This is a genomic window from Williamsia sp. D3 (genome assembly GCF_000506245.1).
Taxonomy (GTDB): Bacteria; Actinomycetota; Actinomycetes; order Mycobacteriales; family Mycobacteriaceae; genus Williamsia; species Williamsia muralis.
Map to the genome: position 1 here is coordinate 315,783 of NZ_AYTE01000047.1, position 16,304 is coordinate 332,086.

General features: G+C 64.3%; 17 protein-coding genes and 2 pseudogenes. 6 read left to right on the forward strand and 13 right to left on the reverse strand.

Annotated elements, in window-relative coordinates:
• The first annotated feature begins 195 nt into the window (after nt 1–195).
• Nucleotides 196–1,413, forward strand: coding sequence for a threonine ammonia-lyase (gene ilvA / locus W823_RS54755; RefSeq protein WP_023963022.1), 1,218 nt, complete (start codon nt 196–198; stop codon nt 1,411–1,413).
• 39 nt (nt 1,414–1,452) lie between these two features.
• Nucleotides 1,453–2,154 (forward strand): tellurium resistance protein, encoded by a 702-nt coding sequence (locus W823_RS54760; RefSeq protein ID WP_023963024.1) that lies wholly within the window; start codon nt 1,453–1,455, stop codon nt 2,152–2,154.
• Nucleotides 2,155–2,172: 18 nt separating this feature from the next.
• Here the strand turns inward: W823_RS54760 and speB are convergent, their stop codons facing one another.
• The 9 genes and pseudogenes from speB to W823_RS54800 form a co-directional block, all read right to left on the reverse strand.
• Nucleotides 2,173–3,135, reverse strand: coding sequence for an agmatinase (speB, locus tag W823_RS54765; RefSeq protein WP_023963026.1), 963 nt, complete (start codon nt 3,133–3,135; stop codon nt 2,173–2,175).
• Between the two features lie 9 nt (nt 3,136–3,144).
• A complete protein-coding gene (locus W823_RS54770) occupies nt 3,145–3,909 on the reverse strand; it encodes a class II aldolase/adducin family protein (protein ID WP_023963028.1) in 765 nt (254 codons plus the stop codon).
• The gene (locus tag W823_RS54775) at nt 3,909–5,105 is read right to left on the reverse strand and encodes an SRPBCC family protein (protein WP_023963030.1); all 1,197 of its coding nucleotides are present in this window, start codon (nt 5,103–5,105) and stop codon (nt 3,909–3,911) included. The genes W823_RS54770 and W823_RS54775 overlap by 1 nt, the downstream gene beginning before the upstream one ends.
• Nucleotides 5,105–6,010, reverse strand: a complete 906-nt coding sequence (locus tag W823_RS54780) for a sugar phosphate isomerase/epimerase (RefSeq protein WP_023963032.1) — start codon at nt 6,008–6,010, stop codon at nt 5,105–5,107. Before W823_RS54780 ends, W823_RS54775 begins: the two co-directional genes overlap by 1 nt.
• Nucleotides 6,007–7,011 carry a C-terminal binding protein gene (locus W823_RS54785; RefSeq protein WP_023963033.1) on the reverse strand — a complete coding sequence of 335 codons (1,005 nt, stop codon included), beginning with the start codon at nt 7,009–7,011 and terminating at the stop codon, nt 6,007–6,009. Before W823_RS54785 ends, W823_RS54780 begins: the two co-directional genes overlap by 4 nt.
• A gap of 26 nt (nt 7,012–7,037) precedes the next feature.
• Entirely contained in the window at nt 7,038–7,805 is a 768-nt protein-coding gene (locus W823_RS54790; protein ID WP_023963035.1) for an amino acid ABC transporter ATP-binding protein, read from the reverse strand.
• Complete coding sequence (locus W823_RS58285) at nt 7,802–8,203, reverse strand: ABC transporter permease subunit (RefSeq protein WP_235189680.1); 402 nt, start codon at nt 8,201–8,203, stop codon at nt 7,802–7,804. Before W823_RS58285 ends, W823_RS54790 begins: the two co-directional genes overlap by 4 nt.
• Nucleotides 8,204–8,340: 137 nt before the next feature.
• Nucleotides 8,341–8,436 (reverse strand): annotated as a pseudogene (locus W823_RS59795) (amino acid ABC transporter permease); the annotation flags it as partial.
• Between the two features lie 98 nt (nt 8,437–8,534).
• Nucleotides 8,535–9,365, reverse strand: coding sequence for an ABC transporter substrate-binding protein (locus W823_RS54800; RefSeq protein ID WP_023963038.1), 831 nt, complete (start codon nt 9,363–9,365; stop codon nt 8,535–8,537).
• A 257-nt stretch (nt 9,366–9,622) separates the two neighbouring features.
• Between W823_RS54800 and W823_RS54805 the strand changes: the two genes are divergently transcribed.
• The 4 genes from W823_RS54805 (at nt 9,623) to W823_RS54815 (ending at nt 13,937) form a co-directional block, all read left to right on the forward strand.
• Entirely contained in the window at nt 9,623–10,516 is an 894-nt protein-coding gene (locus W823_RS54805; protein ID WP_023963039.1) for an Lrp/AsnC family transcriptional regulator, read from the forward strand.
• 44 nt (nt 10,517–10,560) lie between these two features.
• On the forward strand, nt 10,561–11,202 hold the full coding sequence (locus tag W823_RS0130995; protein ID WP_023963040.1) for a hypothetical protein: 642 nt from the start codon (nt 10,561–10,563) through the stop codon (nt 11,200–11,202).
• Nucleotides 11,203–11,388: 186 nt separating this feature from the next.
• Nucleotides 11,389–12,390: a diiron oxygenase gene (locus W823_RS54810; RefSeq protein WP_023963041.1), complete on the forward strand. Its 1,002-nt coding sequence runs from the start codon at nt 11,389–11,391 to the stop codon at nt 12,388–12,390.
• 2 nt (nt 12,391–12,392) lie between these two features.
• Nucleotides 12,393–13,937: a 4Fe-4S binding protein gene (locus W823_RS54815; RefSeq protein ID WP_031333586.1), complete on the forward strand. Its 1,545-nt coding sequence runs from the start codon at nt 12,393–12,395 to the stop codon at nt 13,935–13,937.
• A gap of 32 nt (nt 13,938–13,969) precedes the next feature.
• Here W823_RS54815 and W823_RS54820 read toward each other — a convergent pair whose 3' ends face one another.
• From W823_RS54820 to W823_RS54835, 4 genes and pseudogenes are all read right to left on the reverse strand, one after another.
• Complete coding sequence (locus W823_RS54820; protein WP_081729958.1) at nt 13,970–14,224, reverse strand: hypothetical protein; 255 nt, start codon at nt 14,222–14,224, stop codon at nt 13,970–13,972.
• 131 nt (nt 14,225–14,355) lie between these two features.
• A pseudogene (gene greA, locus W823_RS54825) lies at nt 14,356–14,849 on the reverse strand (transcription elongation factor GreA).
• Between the two features lie 96 nt (nt 14,850–14,945).
• Complete coding sequence (locus W823_RS54830; protein ID WP_023963044.1) at nt 14,946–15,719, reverse strand: queuosine precursor transporter; 774 nt, start codon at nt 15,717–15,719, stop codon at nt 14,946–14,948.
• Nucleotides 15,720–15,838: 119 nt separating this feature from the next.
• A complete protein-coding gene (locus tag W823_RS54835) occupies nt 15,839–16,267 on the reverse strand; it encodes a DUF4307 domain-containing protein (protein ID WP_023963045.1) in 429 nt (142 codons plus the stop codon).
• Between the last annotated feature and the right edge of the window lie 37 nt (nt 16,268–16,304).

Sequence of the window (16,304 nt, forward strand, 5' to 3'; positions counted from 1 at the left end):
GGGAATTGTGCTGGTTTGGCTCGCTTCGCTCGCGGGTGAGTGGCCCCCAGGTCGCGTGCTCTTCCTTCGTCGACTCAGTCGCTGCGCTCCCTCGCTCCTCTGTCCAGAGCACGCGGGGCCACTCACGGGTTTGAACAACACTTCGTTGCTCGCTCGAATGCCACGGGCGCGCCAAAACTAGACCATTATTGTCAGATGGTGAGTGCACAGCCGCTGGTGGACCTGGCCCACATCGACCGGGCGGTGCAACTGCTGGCACCGGTGATGCGCCGGACTCCGGTGGTCGCGTCGCGGGCGCTTTCCGAACGTTGTGGTCATGATGTCTGGTTGAAATGCGAAAACCTGCAGCGCACCGGATCATTCAAGCCCCGGGGTGCGTATCTGCGGATTGCCGGACTCGACGAGCAGCAGCGGGCACGAGGTGTGGTCGCGGCCAGTGCGGGCAATCATGCCCAAGGCGTTGCATGGTCGGCGGGCACGCTGGGCATCTCGTCGACCGTCTTCATGCCCACCGGTGCCTCGCTGCCGAAGGTGGCAGCCACCAGGGCGTACGGCGCAGACGTCATGATGCACGGTGCCACGGTCGACGAAAGTCTGGATGCCGCAATTGCTTTCGCCGACGAGACGGGGGCCGTGCTGATCCACCCGTTCGATCATCCCGACATCGTGGCCGGGCAGGCCACCGTCGGCATCGAGGTGCTCGAACAGATGCCCGATGTGGGAACAGTGCTGGTGCCGTTGGGTGGTGGGGGTCTGCTCGCCGGCGTCGCAGCCGCGATCAAGCTGCACAACCGCGCCATCCGGGTCATCGGGGTGCAGGCAGCGGCCGCTGCTGCATGGCCGGATTCGCTGGCCCGCGGCGGCCCCGTCAAGGCGACGTCGATGAACACGATGGCCGACGGCATCGCGGTAGCCAAACCCGGAGTGGTGCCGTTCGCCCACGTGTCCGAACTCGTCGACGAGGTGGTCACGGTCAGCGAAGAGGCGATCTCCCAGGCGCTCGTCCTGGTACTCGAACGCGCCAAGCTGGTCGTCGAACCGGCAGGCGCCACAGCGGTCGCTGCCATCACCAGCATTCCCGACCTGCGGCTCGACGGGCAGGTGTGCGCGGTCCTCTCGGGCGGCAACATCGACCCGCTCCTATTGACCCAGGTCACCACCCACGGCTTGCGGGCGGCCGGTCGATACCTGACGATCACCGCAACAGTTCCGGATCGTCCCGGCGGCCTGGTCGCCCTGCTGGAGCTGCTGCGGGACATCGGGGTGAGCGTGGTCGACGTCATCCACTCCCGCGTCAGCGGCGAGCTGAGACTCGGCGAGGTGGAAGTCACCGTGAGTCTGGAGACCAAGGGGCCCGAACACCAGGCCCGCGTACGCGCGGCACTCACCGAATCCGGGTACTCGTTCACCTGACCGCACGCGCGGGTGTCCGAATTTCCCTAGGCTCAACCCATGGCCATCGACTACACCAAGCGTTCCAAGCCTTCGCAGGCACCGTCGACCCCTGCGCCGGTGCCTCCCGCGACACCGGCACCAGCGGTCGCGTCGGCGGTGAACCTCAGCAAGATCGCGCTCACCAAGCAGGCGCCGTCGGTGAACCTCGCCAAGCCCGGAGCATCCGGCGGCACGATTCGGATCAACCTGAACTGGGCGCAGGGAGAGTCGTCAGGAGGGCTGTTCGGCAAGCGCAAGAAGGGCGTCGACCTCGACCTGCGATGTCTCTATGAACTGGCCGACGGCTCCCGCGGCGGGATCGGTGCGCTCGACCGTGTCTTCGGCTCCCTCGACCGCAGGCCGTTCATCCAACTGGACTCCGACGACCGATCCGGTAATTCGGCGGGGGGTGAGAACATGTTTGTCAACCTCGCCAATCCTGCTGTGTTCCGGCGCATCCTGGTGTTCGCCGACATCTACGCAGGAAGCCCGAACTGGGCCGCAGTTGATGGCGTGGTGACCGTGGAGTCGCAGTTCGGACCCCCCATCGAGGTCCGCATGGACTCGGCCAAGAACAACCTCCGTACCGCATCCATCGCGCTCATCGAAGTCGGCGCTCAAGGAGTGACCATCACGCGAGCGGTTGAGTACTTCTCCGGCGGAGACAAGATGGACAAACATTTCCGCTGGGGCCTGAACTGGGGCCGAGGCAGCAAATAGACTGCACCCCAGTCCCTCTCAGCTCGTCGACGGTCGCGCGTCGGCGGCCATCACCGACAACAGTTCGTACGCCACATGTGCGGCGGCGATACCCGTGATCTCGGCGTGGTCATACGCGGGCGCCACCTCGACGATGTCGGCGCCGACGATGTCGAGCCCGGACAGCCCGCGCAATGTATTCAGCAATTCGCGCGACGTCATGCCGCCCGCTTCCGGAGTACCCGTACCCGGTGCGTGCGCGGGGTCGAGCACGTCGATGTCCACGGACACGTATACCGGGCCTCCGGCGACGCGGCGATGGATGCGCTCGATGATGCTGCGCACCGTGTCGAACTGATAGTCGTCGGAGCGGATCAGCTGAAAGCCGAGAACGCCATCTGCTTCGAGATCCTGCGCGCTGTACAGAGGTCCCCGGATACCGACGTGCATCGACCGCTCCATGTCGATGAGACCTTCTTCGCTGGCCCGCCGGAACGGGGTGCCGTGTGTGTAGGGCGCCCCGAAGTAGGTGTCCCAGGTGTCCAGATGGGCGTCGAAGTGGAGCACCGCAAGCTTTCCGCGCTCACGATGCAGCGCCCGCAGCAGCGGAAGTGCCAAGGTGTGGTCACCGCCCAACGTCAGCAGCCGCGCCCCGTCCGATCCGAGGTGCGTCACGGCACGGTCGACCGTGTCGAGGGCTTCGACGATGTCGAAAGCGTTGACCGCGATGTCGCCGGCATCGGCAACCTGATGAACGGCGAACGGTGAGATGTCCATTGCGGGGTTGTAGGGCCGCAACAGCTTTGACGACGCACGGATGTGACCGGGGCCGAAACGAGCACCGGGACGGTAGCTGACTCCGGTGTCGAACGGGACGCCCACGATCTTGACGGCGGCCGACCGGACATCATCGAGACGCGGCAGGCGGGCGAAGGTGCCGGGTTCGGTGTAGCGGGGCACCAGACTTGCATCGATAGGGCCTTGAATCGAGTTCAACGTCAATGCTTTTCCTCAGTCCTTGTAGTCAGGTGCAATGCGCTCGACCAACCGCACCATGGCGGACCAGGCGAGGTCGATGCCGATGTCGTCGGTGAGATCGTCGCCGGTGTCTTCGGCGTTCAGTTGACGTGCGGTGTGTTCACGGATCGCCTCGTCCGGGACGATGACCTCTCCCGCCCGGGTGGCGGCGACCTGTATCTCGCAAGCCTTGTTGAGGTAGTACATCCTCAGAAAAGCCTGCGCGGGTGTGGAACCCACGGTGAGCAAACCGTGGTTTCGCAAGATCAGCGCCGGATGGTTGCCGATGTCTCGAACCAGCCGCTCTTGTTCGTCGAGGTTGAGAGCGACGCCCTCGTAGTCGTGGTAGCCGACGCGGTTGTGGAACTCCATCGAGATCTGGTTCAGGCCGAGGAGGCCGGTTGCCGAGGCCGCCACGGCGCAACCCGCCACCGTGTGGGTGTGAAGTACGCAGTGCGCGTCTGGCCGGCTCCGGTGAATGGCACTGTGGATGACAAACCCGGCCGGATTGACCGGCGGACCAACGGGTTCGGTCAACTGACCGTCCACATCGATGCGGACCAGATTCGATGCGGTGATCTCCTCGAACAGCAGCCCATAGGGGTTGATGAGGAAATGCTCGTCCGGACCGGGCAGTCGAACCGAGATGTGTGTGAAGATCAGATCGGTCATCCGGAAATGTGCGATCAACCGGTACACAGCGGCCAGTTGTCTGCGTAGTTCGAGTTCCTCGGCCGGAATGGTCGTGAGATCCGGCATCAGTAGCCGACCTTTGCGGACACCAGCTTCTGGAACATCGCGGTGATCTGATCCCAGTGTGTGACCAGATTGGTGCGGTCCGCCGCGGGAGATCTGCGACCGCTCTGCAGCTTGTGCAGGATTGGCATGTCCTGCTCATTGACCTCGAACAATATGTCCGTCAATCGCTTTCGCTCGGTGCTGAACCGCTCGCCCGTCGCCGTCTCGTCGACGAACACGGCCATGTGCTCGACGGTTCGTTCCGGGCCGGCGGCGTCGAACCCGATCACCTGGAACCAATCCGCTTCCAAGAACAGCAGGGCATTCGGGAACACACAGAAGATGTCCTGGCTCTCGGTTCGAGCGGGGGGAACGTCGCCGAGGAATGGCAACGCTTCGTCGGTCTTGGCGGCCTTACCGGCTGCGCCATGCGGGTAACAGCCCCCGAGGATGTGGTCGGCCAAACGGACATCGTCCACGTCCAGCGACGCACTGACCGGCCCGACCTGCGGGTGGATGAACGGCAGGTGGTAGAAGTCGAGGAAGTTCTCCACCACCAGTTTCCAGTTCACGGCGATGTCGAACCGGCGCTCCTCGGCCAAGTGGATGCGGTTGAAGTCGACGTGGTCCCATCGCGCCAGGATCGGTGCGAGCATGGCGGCGAAATCGGCATCGATCTGGTCCGTTCCGCCGGCCTCGGCGCTCTCGAGGGCCAGATTGACGAAGACCATGCCCGCCCACACCTGGCAGGCGACAGGCAGCAGACCCAGGTGCTCAGCACCGTCGGGTACCGCGCGCGTGCGCTCCCGGGTGAAATACGGTGTGGCGTGCAGACTTCCGTCGAGGTTGTAGGACCAGCAGTGGTACGCGCACTGAATCCGCTTGCGAACCTTCACCGGCTCGTCGGTCATGGCCATGCCACGGTGTCTGCAGGAGTTGTGGAACACCCGGATCTGGTCGTCGTCACCGCGGATGATCAGTAGGGGCTTGCCGCCGATGTCCACAGGATGCACCATCCCTGGTTCGTCGACCCAGTGCGCATAACCGGCCCACACCCAGCCGGACGAGAAAATTCGCTCCTGCTCGAGTGCGTATTCCGCCGGACCGCTGTAGGCGCGCGCCGGGATGAGCGCGTGTCCGGTGGTGTCCGAGGACAGTGGGCCCGGCAGAACCTGGTTGCCGGTGGCGGTGACCGGGTTCGGACTGTGCGTGGTCATCAATGACTCCCGTCAGGTGATGGAACGGTGATCGGCGACGTGGCCGGGGGAGAGGAGGGTTCGATCGCCGAGGCAGCGAACGCCTCATGGGCCCAGCTCTTGAGGATCAGGGCCTCGGTCCACCGGTCCGACAGTTCGGCTCCTGCGGCGTCGGTGATCGCGTAGGGACGCGTGCCGAGCTCGGTGCAGAACATGATCTGCCGGCCTGGGGCACTTCGGGCCCGAATGGATCGGAAGCCCTGTTCCCACCATCCACGGAACCGTTGCTCCCAACGCTCACCCGCTGGGGTGCCGAGGGGGATCTGGACCTGCGCGCGGGTGGCGATCCTGCCCTGAAGTGATCCGCAACGGTCCAGTATGGCGGTCACCAGGTCTTCGTATTCACGCGTGGGTTCGTCGGGCATCTCGTTGGCGCACACATAATGGGAGAGATCCCCGGCAAGCTCGATGCGTGGGTCCAGGTGACGCAGGAGCAGCTCGCTGAATCGGATGTCGTTGGTGACGGTGTTGCGGTGTGTCTCCAACTGCATGTCGATCTGCTCGTCACGGCACAGCTCGTACCACCTCGCCACGGTGCCGGCGAGGGCTTCGGGGTCGAACCCGTAGATCTGCGCGCACACGACCATCTGGCCGGCGCCGACCTGGTGGGCGTAGTCGATCGCCGCATGCAGATCGTCGATGGTGTGAACAAATGCGAAGACGGCGGCGTTCAGGTCCGACCCCTGGATGAGTGGGGCGAGCTCAGCGGCAGCAGGCGCCCGCCGTGCCCCGAGATCCACCGCAACGCCGTTGAAACCCGCGGCGGCGATGAGATGGATCTGCTCTGGAAGCGACCACTGATCTGCGGTGCTGGGTAGGTCCTCCATGGCCCACAGTGATTGGAAGACAGCGAGTTCCGCGCTCATGGCACCGGCACCACGGGGTCGTTGACGGTCAGCACGGGTGTGCCGGTCTGCATCCACTGCACCACGTTCTGCGCCTGAGCGACGATGTACCCACGCGTCGTGGCATCCGACAGGTACGCGACGTGAGGGGTGGAGAGCACATTCGGGTGCCCGATGAGGCGATCGGCGGGATCAGGGGGCTCGGTGTCGAAGACGTCGAGTGCGGCTGCCGTGACACGCCCGGTGTCGAGAGCGTGACGCAGCGCCGCCGAATCGATGAGTGTGCCGCGCGCGACGTTGATCAGATGGACTCCCTGACGCATCCGGGCAAAAGCGTGTTCCCCGAGGAACTCCCGGGTGTCGTCGGTCAACGGGAGATGCAAGGAGATGACGTCGGATCGGCTCAGAACGGTGTCGAGGTCTGTCACCCGCGCGCCGTCGATGCCTACCAGCCCGTTGCCTGCGGCCGGTTCCGGACGGTCGGTGCGGATGTCGAAGCCCAGCACCTCGCGCACCGTCGGTGCCGCCAGGGCAGCATATCTACGACCGGTGCTGCCCAGACCGAGTACGCCGACCGTCATCTCGGACAATCGCCGCGGCAGAGGGGTGGGACGGTCCAGCCAGCCGCGTGTGGTGGGGAACCCGGAGAAGAAGGGGAGCCGGCGAATCAGTGCAAGTGTGAGGGTCCAGGCATGAGTGGCCACCTCCTCGGCCGCGACATCACCCACCGTGCACACCCAGATGCCCAACTCGGCTGCGGCATCCACATCGACGTTGTCGTGTCCACGCGAGAGCAACGCGACGATCTTCAGGTTCGGCAGCCGCAGCAACAGATCTCGGTCGATCGGTGCGTAGCCGACGAGTAGAGCGGTGGCCCCGGCGGCGTCGCGGGCGATGACGTCTGGGTCCCGTGTCTGCAGTACTTCGACCCGAAAGCCGTTGTCTCTCAGCATTTGACAACCGATTTCGGGGTCAAGGTCGTCGGTGTCGGTGTAGACCGCGAGCGGTCCGTTGTCGGGCATCGATGCTCCAGGATCAGCGCAGACGTTCAGCGCAGGTGCGAAAGGAATTGTTGCGTCCGTCGGTGTTGCGGGTCATCGAAGAACGGCCCCGGCGGTCCGGCTTCGACGATCATCCCGTCGTCGAAGAGAGCGACCTCGTCGGCGACGCGACGCGCGAATCGCGTCTCGTGGGTGACCACCACCATGGTCATTCCCTGTTCGGCGAGCTGTTCCATCACCTCGAGCACTTCTCCCACCAGTTCTGGGTCGAGAGCCGACGTCGGTTCGTCGAACAGCATCACCGACGGGTTCATCACCAGTGCACGGGCAATTGCCACCCGCTGCTGCTGACCACCGGACAGTTCACTCGGAAAGTGCCTGAGCCGGTGTGCCATACCGACCCGTTCGAGCATGGCGGTGGCCTGCTCTCTGGCCTCGGTCCGTCGTATCCCGCCGACCTCGGTGAGCGCCAGGGTGACGTTGTGGAGCACATCGAGATGTGCGAACAGGTTGAACCGCTGGAACACCATGCCGATGTCGCGGCGCTGACGGGCCAGCTGGGTCTCCCGCAGAGACCGCGTCGCCCCGGTTGATCCGACGGACACACCCAGTTGTTTGCCGTGTAGCAAGATCTCACCCTGGTCCGGTGTCTCGAGCAGAGCCATCAAGCGCAGGATCGTGGACTTGCCCGAACCCGAAGGGCCCAGCAGGGCTTTGACCTCACCCTTGTTCACCGTCAGGTCGACTCCCTTGAGCACTTCGGTCTGGCCGTAGGAACGGTGCAGGTTGATCGCCTGCAGGACTGGGCTGCTCATACTGGGACCTTCTGCACGGTCGGGGTGATGCCGGATGTGTTGTGACCTTTGGAAATCCATCGGTATCGAGCCTCGATGAAGTACTGGATGACCATGGCCACACTGACGATCACGAGGTAGTACACCAGGGCGGCCGAGTAGTACTCGGCGTAGCGGAAGGTCACAGACACCTCGGCTTGCGCGGTGGTCAGCAATTCTCGTAGTGAGATGACCGATGCGAGTGACGTGTACTTCAGCATGGCGATGAACTCGTTGCCGCTGGGCGGAATCGCAACCTTGATGGCTTGAGGGAGAACCACTTTGAACAAAACCTTGTGCGGCGGAAGGCCCAGTGCCCGCGCCGCGATGTGCTGGCCGTCGTCGACGCTGAGCAGCGCCGACCGCAGGATCTCGGCCATGTATGCGGCCTCCACCACCGCGAAGCCGATGAAGGCCGCAAGGAAGGGGGTGAACCAGTTCTCACGAGGCCGGGGAACAGCTGTGGTCCGGCGTTCCAGATGAGCAGCAGGACAAGCAAGGTGGGTATGGCCCGAAAGAACCAGACGTAGACCCAGCCCGCAGCACGGGGAGCGGGATTCTTGGCGATGCGCAGGAGGGCAACCAGGAACCCGATCACGGTGGCTGCGATCATCGCGCTGATGGCCAGGCCAAGCGACAGCAGCGCGCCGCGGAAGAATGTCCCGGACGTCAAGGCGTCGGTGAAGACGCTCCACTCGAAGACCATCGCGGTCAGGTGACGATTCGGTTGGGATCAAGACCGTACTGCTCGGCGAGCTTGCCGAGTGTGCCGTTGGCGTCGAGCTCTTTGAGGCTGGTGCTGACCGCCGGGCTCAGCGGCGAACCCTTGAGCGTGAAGACGCCGAACTGGGTGTCGGCGGGAAACACATCGGGGATGGACTTCAGCTTGCCCTGGGACTTCTCGACCATGTCGACGACGGCAACATCGGTCTCAATGAGAGCGTCGGCCTTCGAATTGGAAAGAGCAGCAACAGTTTCTGATGTCTTGGGGTAGGGCTGCACCGTGATTCCCGGCTTGCCCTCGGACTCGAATCGGCTCGACAGATCACGCAGGGTCTGTTCGTTCGACCCGCCGCCCTGCACCGCGACCGTCTTGCCCGAGAGATCGTCGGCCGTGGTGATGTCGCTCGTGTCCATGCGCACGATCAACCCGGGGCCGGTCTCCATGAAGGGTGAGCCGTCGGCGACCTCGAGTCGCTCGGGACTCATGTAGAGCGCGGCCCAGAGGATGTCGCACCGTTTTGCCTGCAGGGCCGGCATCAGTCCGTCGAAAGCCGTGTTCTGCCACTTGATGTCGAGTTCCCAGAGATCCGCGAGTGCCCGCGCCGCGTCGGGATCGAAGCCGACGGGACTGGAGGTGTCGCCGTCCTTGAAGTACTCCATCGGCGGGTACTCGGGGTCGGTGCACACCGTCAGTTCGCCGCTCTTGAGAAGTCCCGCAGGCGCTTTGCCGGAGGCCTCGGTGCTTTCCGCACCGCCACCGCAGGCGGCGATGGTGGTGGCCAGCAGTACTGCGGCCGTAGTCGCTAGAACTCTTCGCATGTGTGGATCCTCAGGGTGTTGATTCATGAGCACCGGCGATGGTGCGGAACTGCCGGGTCTCACCGTAGGATCGCCGGCATAGGTCAGCAAGGCGAAATCTGCAATCAAACCCGGATCGATTGAAGGAAAGCCCAATTATGTGTGCATTTTGTAAACAAAGATCTACTGATTGTGCACCCACCTGCAAAAAAAAACGTCCCGCCGACGATCGGACCGGTCAATTGTTAAGTTCTCGTGAGCAGAGTCGATCGGGCCCGATGCCCGAGGTCGACATGCGCATCGTGGAGGCTCTCCGTCGCGATGGCAGGGTCTCTACCCACGAGCTCGCCGACCAGCTGGGCCTGTCCAGAACCACCACGGCCAGGCGCCTGAGCCATCTGCTCGATGGTGGATTCGTCAGCGTGGTCGGTCTCGTGCATCCGCTGACCATCGGGATCAAATCGCTTGCCCACATCTCGATCTCGGTGGACCGGCCCGTGCGCCGAGTGGCCGAGGCCATCGCCGCCATGCCGGAGGTGCCTTTTGTGAGTCTGGCCTCGGGTGCCTTCCCGCTCATCGCCGAAGCCCGTGCCTACAGCGATGGTGATCTCGCGACTGTGCTCGATCGGGTGCGCTCGGTGGACGGGGTTCGTTCCACGGAGACACTCTTCTACACAGAGTTGGTGGTCGACGTGCTGCGCCCGACCCGAGCTGACGCTGTCGAGATCGACCGGGTCGATTCGCGGCTTCTGATGCAGTTGCAGATGGACGGCAGGCTGTCGTACACAACCCTGGGCGAGCGGGTCGGGGTGTCGACCGGCACCGCCAGGACACGGGTGCTGCGCATGATCGACGAAGGAGTCGTACGGATCGGCGCAATCGCGAGGTCGGGCCGCGATACGGAATTCGATGTCGGGGTGGGTATCTCGTTGCGGGGCCCCGCCTCGACCGGGGGCGACCTGCTGTCGGAGATGCCCGAGATCCGCTTCCTGGCAGCCACTTTGGGGCGCTACGACCTGCTCGCCACCGTACACGCGGATTCGCTGGCCGACATCGTCAGCGTTCTCGACCGGTTGCGTGCGCTGCGACCCGTGCTCAGGCTCGACAGCTGGGTTCACCTCGACACCGTCAAGGAGAGCTACCACTACCCGGTGGAGGCGATGAAGCCGTGAGTAGGCGAAGGACAGCGTGGCCGACGCCGTCAACCCCTGGTCCGGTGCGGGCACGTGTCGTCGCTCCGGAAGGGCCCTCGGGCGGTGTCGACCCCACGGTCGCGGCCGGGTTCGCAGCGGCCGGGCTGATCTCCGGGGGCACTGTCCTCATTCGCAACTGGCCACGGGAACGCGGACCCGGTGAAGCCATCTGCGACGTCTTCGCCGAGATGGACGGCTACGTGGTGACGTCGGATGCCGGTCTCACGGTCACCTCGCGGTCGACCAGCGGGGTACTCGGTCCTGTCGACGTGGCGGTGCGCGACGTCGCGGGTCTCATCCCGTTGATCGCCGTGCTGGCCACGCGAACAACGGGGGTGAGCCGCCTGAGGGGCGTCACCGAAGACGACGTCACCGGCGTCATCGACAACGTACGCAGGCTCGGAGGTGTGGCCGCCGTCGTCGACGAGGAGCTGATCATCGAGCCTCGACCACTGGCCGCGGGTGTGTGGGATGCCGAGGGCAGTGCCCCATCGGCCATCGCGGGCGCGGTCCTCGGGCTGGTCACTCCGGGCGTGCAGGTGGCGGGCTGGAACGTTGCGGAGGATGTGTATCGGGGGCTGACCACCGAGTGGCTACGCATGATCTCCGCCGACGAATATCTCGTTCCGGGCAGCGCGAAGCTGCCTCATGAGTACATGCGCTGAAAAGTCCGTGTCGCCGGCGACCGGTTCGCGTCATGAGCGGGAGTTCCTGTTCAGGGCGGGGCGATCAGCCAGATGACATTGTGGGGTGTGCCAATCGTGGTTGATTTATGACAACGGGCGTTGACAAGCTAGGGCGTACCCCCTAGCGTTCGTCTAGAACACGTTGCACAGGCCAGGAGAGTCGTTTTGACGAAAGCGCTGAAGTACGTCCCGGAACACACCCGAGACACCGATGGGCACGACTACGGCCAGGTCCTCGACGACCTGTCCAGCGCTTCGGTGCACAGGAACTTCGACCCATATCTGGACATCGACTGGGACGCGCCGCACATGGCGATCACCGAGAACGACCCGCGGTGGGTGCTGTCCAAGGTTGTCGACCCGATCGGCAGGCATCCCTGGTATCAGCAACAGCCGCTCGACAAGCAGATCAAGATCGGTATGTGGCGTCAGGCCAACGTTGCCAAGGTGGGCCTCCAGTTCGAGTCCGTCCTGATCCGCGGTCTGATGCAGTACAGCTTCAAACTCCCCAACGCAGCCAAAGAGTTTCGCTACACGACTCACGAGGCCAAAGAGGAGTGCAACCACACCCTCATGTTCCAGGAGTTCATCAACCGCACCGGGGTGGACGTTCCCGGCGCCAAGCTCGGTTACCGGTTGATCTCGCCCCTGGTCCCGTTGGCCTCCACCATCTTTCCCACGATCTTCTACTTCGGTGTGCTCGGTGGGGAAGAGCCCATCGACCACATCCAGAAGGACTTCCTGCGCAATCGCGACGAGATGCACCCGACCATGATGGCCGTGATGCAACTGCACGTCGCCGAGGAAGCGCGGCACATCTCCTTCGCCCACCACCTGCTGCGCGAGACGGTGCCCCGCAAGTCCTGGGTGCAGCGCTTCCTCCTGTCGCTGATGCTGCCGATCGTCATGCGGGTGCTGTGCGGGGCGATCACCGTGCCACCCAAGTCTTTCGAGCGCGACTTCGACATCCCGCGCGAGGTCATGAAGGACATCTTCTGGAAGTCCGAGAGCTCCAAGCAGTTCCTCCGGAACGTCTTCGGTGACGTCCGGATGCTCGGAGAGCAATGTGGCCTGATGAACCCGGTGTCGCGTGTGTTGTGGCGACTGCTCGGCATCGGCGGACGTCCTTCGCGCTATCGCAGCGAACCGACGTACACGGCGGCCTGAGAGTGCCCCATGTGGTGACGCAGGCGTGTTGCGCCGATGCGTCGTGCGTCTACGCGTGCCCGGTCAACTGCATTCATCCGACTCCGGACGAGCCCGATTTCCTCACGTCGGAGATGCTGTACATCGACCCGGCCACGTGCGTGGATTGTGGTGCATGCGTGAGCGCCTGCCCGGTGGGCGCGATTGTTCCGGGCAACCGGATCGAGCCCGAGCACGAACGCTATCCGGCCATCAACGCCGACCACTACTCCGACGCAGCAACGCCGGCGGTCCGATTCCCGGTGGATCCGGGACTGCGCCTGCCCTTGGCGCCCATCTCGAAGCCGAAGCCGATGGCGTCGCCCGGCGGGGAACCGGTGCGCGTGGCAATCGTCGGCTCAGGCCCGTCTGCGATGTACGCCGCCGACGAACTGCTCCGGTACCCGAACGTGAGCGTCACCATCCACGAGAGACTGGACAAACCGTTCGGTCTCGCCCGTTACGGCGTTGCGCCCGATCATTTCTCGACACGCAAGGTGATGGCGCTCTTCGACGAGATCGCACGAGACGATCGGCTCGACATCCTTCTCGGAAGCGAACTCGGTCGCGACATCACGTTGGAAGAACTGCAGCGCGACAATCACGCCGTGATCTATGCCGGCGGAGCCGGCACCGACCGCCGGTTACAGGTTCCCGGCGCGGATCTGCCCGGTGTGGCCAGCGCGACGGAGTTCGTCGGCTGGTACAACGGCCACCCCGACTTCGCCGACCGTCGATTCGACCTCTCATCGCGGCGGGTGGTGATCATCGGCAACGGCAACGTCGCTCTCGACGTCGCACGCATCCTCGCGACCGACCCGCAGCGGCTGGCTCCGACATCCATCTCACGGACCGCGCTCGAGGCGTTGCGTTCGTCAAAGGTCGAAGAGATCGTCGTCGCCGCGCGCCGTGGTCCCGATGGCGCCGCCTTCACCCTCCCCGAACTGATCGGGCTGGCCGACGGGGGTGTTGACGTCACACTCGACCCCGGTGCGCTGGACGCTGTGAAGGCAACCGCGCCAACCGATTCGACTGCGGCGGCCAAGCTGCAACTGCTGGCCGAGCTGGCAGGTCGTCCCCGTCGCACCGGCGCGAGCATCAGGCTTGCGTTCCTCCGATCGCCCGAACGCTTCGAGAGTGACGCGGCCGGGATGCTCGACGGCGTCACTTTCGGGATCAACCGGCTCGATTCGCAGAGGGGTGGAATCGAGCCGACCGGTCAGGTCGAAACCGTCGCCGCCGGAGTGGTTCTCACGTCCATCGGATACCGAGGCGTGGAAGTCCCCGGCTTACCCTTTGACCCTGTGCGCGGAGTGATCCCGAACGAGCAGGGCAGAGTGGTCGCGTCGGCGGGCCCGATCCCCGGCCTGTACGTGACCGGATGGATCAAGCGAGGCCCCTCCGGTTTCATCGGCACGAACAAATCGGACTCGGCCGAGACCGTCGCCCGTCTACGGGAAGATCTCGAAGCCGGCCGACTGATCGGACCGGCGAAGAAGAGCCGTCGCAAGCGCCTGTCGGCCCACTGAGCAACCTTCATCATCGCCTGCCGCGAGCAGGGTCAGGTGGTGGCGTCAGGCGCCGAATCGCGTTGCGCCCCACGGGCCTCGAGTACGTCTTGGACAGCCTCCGGGGTGGTGGTGCCGCCATTGATGACGTAGATGCGCTCTCCTTGGTGGGAACCGTTGGCCCACGTGTCGTTCTGCTGCCAGTCGATGATCTTGCCGTCGTTGTCGAACGCGATGGCGTCGTAGTCGGGATGCTCTCCCGCGAAGTGGGCGATCTGACGGGCTGTGGCGCTGACTTCTTCAGACATGGCGCCCGAGTACCCGGACTGCAGCCGTTCGACACATTGTGTGGCCCGGCCGGTGTCGGTGGCCTGCACACAAAAATGCCCTACCGGCGACGTCCTTCGTGGACGCCCCGATAGGGCACTCGAGTGCGTGCTCAGGCGTGGTACGGCTCCGCGCTCACCAGGGTCACCGAGATGGTGGCCCCGCTGGGCACGGTGTACTTACGGGTCTCGCCGACCTTGGCGTCGATCAACGCGCCGCCCAATGGCGACTTCGGTGAATAGACCTCGAGTTTCTCGTCGGACGAACCCTGTTCGCGGGTCGCGATCAAGAAGGTCTCGGTGTCGTTCTCGTCGCCGTCGTAGTACACCTTCACCACGGAACCGGGCAGTGCAACCCCCGACTGCGTCGCGTCTCGCCGACCTTTGCGGTGTTGAGCAACTCCTGGAGCTGACGGATGCGGGCCTCTTGCTGACCCTGCTCGTCGCGGGCGGCGTGGTAGCCACCGTTCTCCTTGAGGTCACCCTCTTCGCGGCGCTCGTTGATCTCGGCGGCAATCACCGGACGATTCGCGATGAGGGCGTCGAGCTCCTCTTTGAGCCGATCATGGGACTCCTGGGTAAGCCAGGTCACCTCGGTGTCGGTCATGCTCGTCACTCCCTCTCGTTAAATACAGCAACACGGCCCCTCTCGGGACCGTGTATCAGCCAAGAGTAGCAGGACATATGGACACGGCTCGAATTCTTATCGAATTGTGCCCTGCTGGGCGAGGGCTGTGCGGTAGGTGGGTTCACGGCTCTTGAGCCACCCGACCACCAGGTACGTCAGCGGCATGATGGCCAGCTCGACCAGCGTTTTCCACACGAATCCGATGAGGGTGTAGTTGATGAAGTCGGACCAGGTCGAGATGCCCAGGGCCGACGCTGCGATGGAACAGAAAACCAGGGTGTCGAAGAATTCGCCGACCACGGTGGAACTGAAAAGCCGGGCCCACAAACGTTTTTCTCCCGAGCGCTCTTTCATCTTCACGAGAACCCAGGAATTTAGGAATTCACCCACGACATATCCGGCGAGTCCGGCGGCGAGGAATTGCGGAACCACTCCCGCAACGGTCTCGAACGATTCTTGACCGTCGTAGAAGTCGGCGGCCGGCAGGTGGATGGTGAGCCAGAAGCACATGGAAGCGATCAGGAGGACGGCGAAACCGGTGAGGATCGTGCGGCGCATCGCCTTGAACCCGTACACCTCGCTGATCACGTCGCCCAGCACGTAGGCGAGGGGGAAGAGGTAGAACGCTCCGTCGGTGACCAGGCCGTCCATGGACAGTGGCCCGAAGTCGAAGTGGAGGTCGGGGAACAACACCACACCTTTGGTGCCGGTGATGTTGCTGATCATCATCACGCCGACGAAGAGTCCGACGAGCGTGGGGAAGTAGTGACTGGTGATGGTGGCGAACGCCGGGCCCGTTCCCTTGGCGGTGAGCGGGTCCGGCTGCCCAGACTGTGTTGTTGGTGTCATGGGTGCCGATTATGGGGCACGTCCGGGCCGGCCGGTGCGTCGGTCACGCGCTGCGTTGAGCGTCACGCGCCGGTGTGGACCGGTGCGCCAGGCTCAGGGCCGTGCGCACGACGGATGAGTCAGGGGGCCACGAGGTACGGCGGCACGGTGTCACTGCATCCGTAGACCTCGCCGACCGCGGGAGGGGCAGAAGTGCGGACCACTGCCGACATCGGGAGCCGGGTGTCCTGGGATGCCGGGACGTACACCTCGCGGCGCCCGGTCTCGGACCCGTCCTTGGATCTGGCCCGCACCACACAGGTGGCGGGAATGGTCGGGTCCTTGCGGTTGACGGTGAACTTCACCTCCACTGAGGTGTCGTCAAGGATGTCGTATCCGGTCGCTTCGCCGGAGATCTCCGGATCGGCGAATCGCTGGTAGGCGACCCAGGCGATCAATACACCGATGATGATCACCAGGCCGGTGAGCGCGAGGAACCAGCGTCTGCGTGATCGAGGTGAGCGTTCGGCCGGATAGCGGCCCTGCGGGAGGCTGCGGGCGCTGGTCATGGGTTCATACCTACCATGGAGTGGCAGAACCGAGACC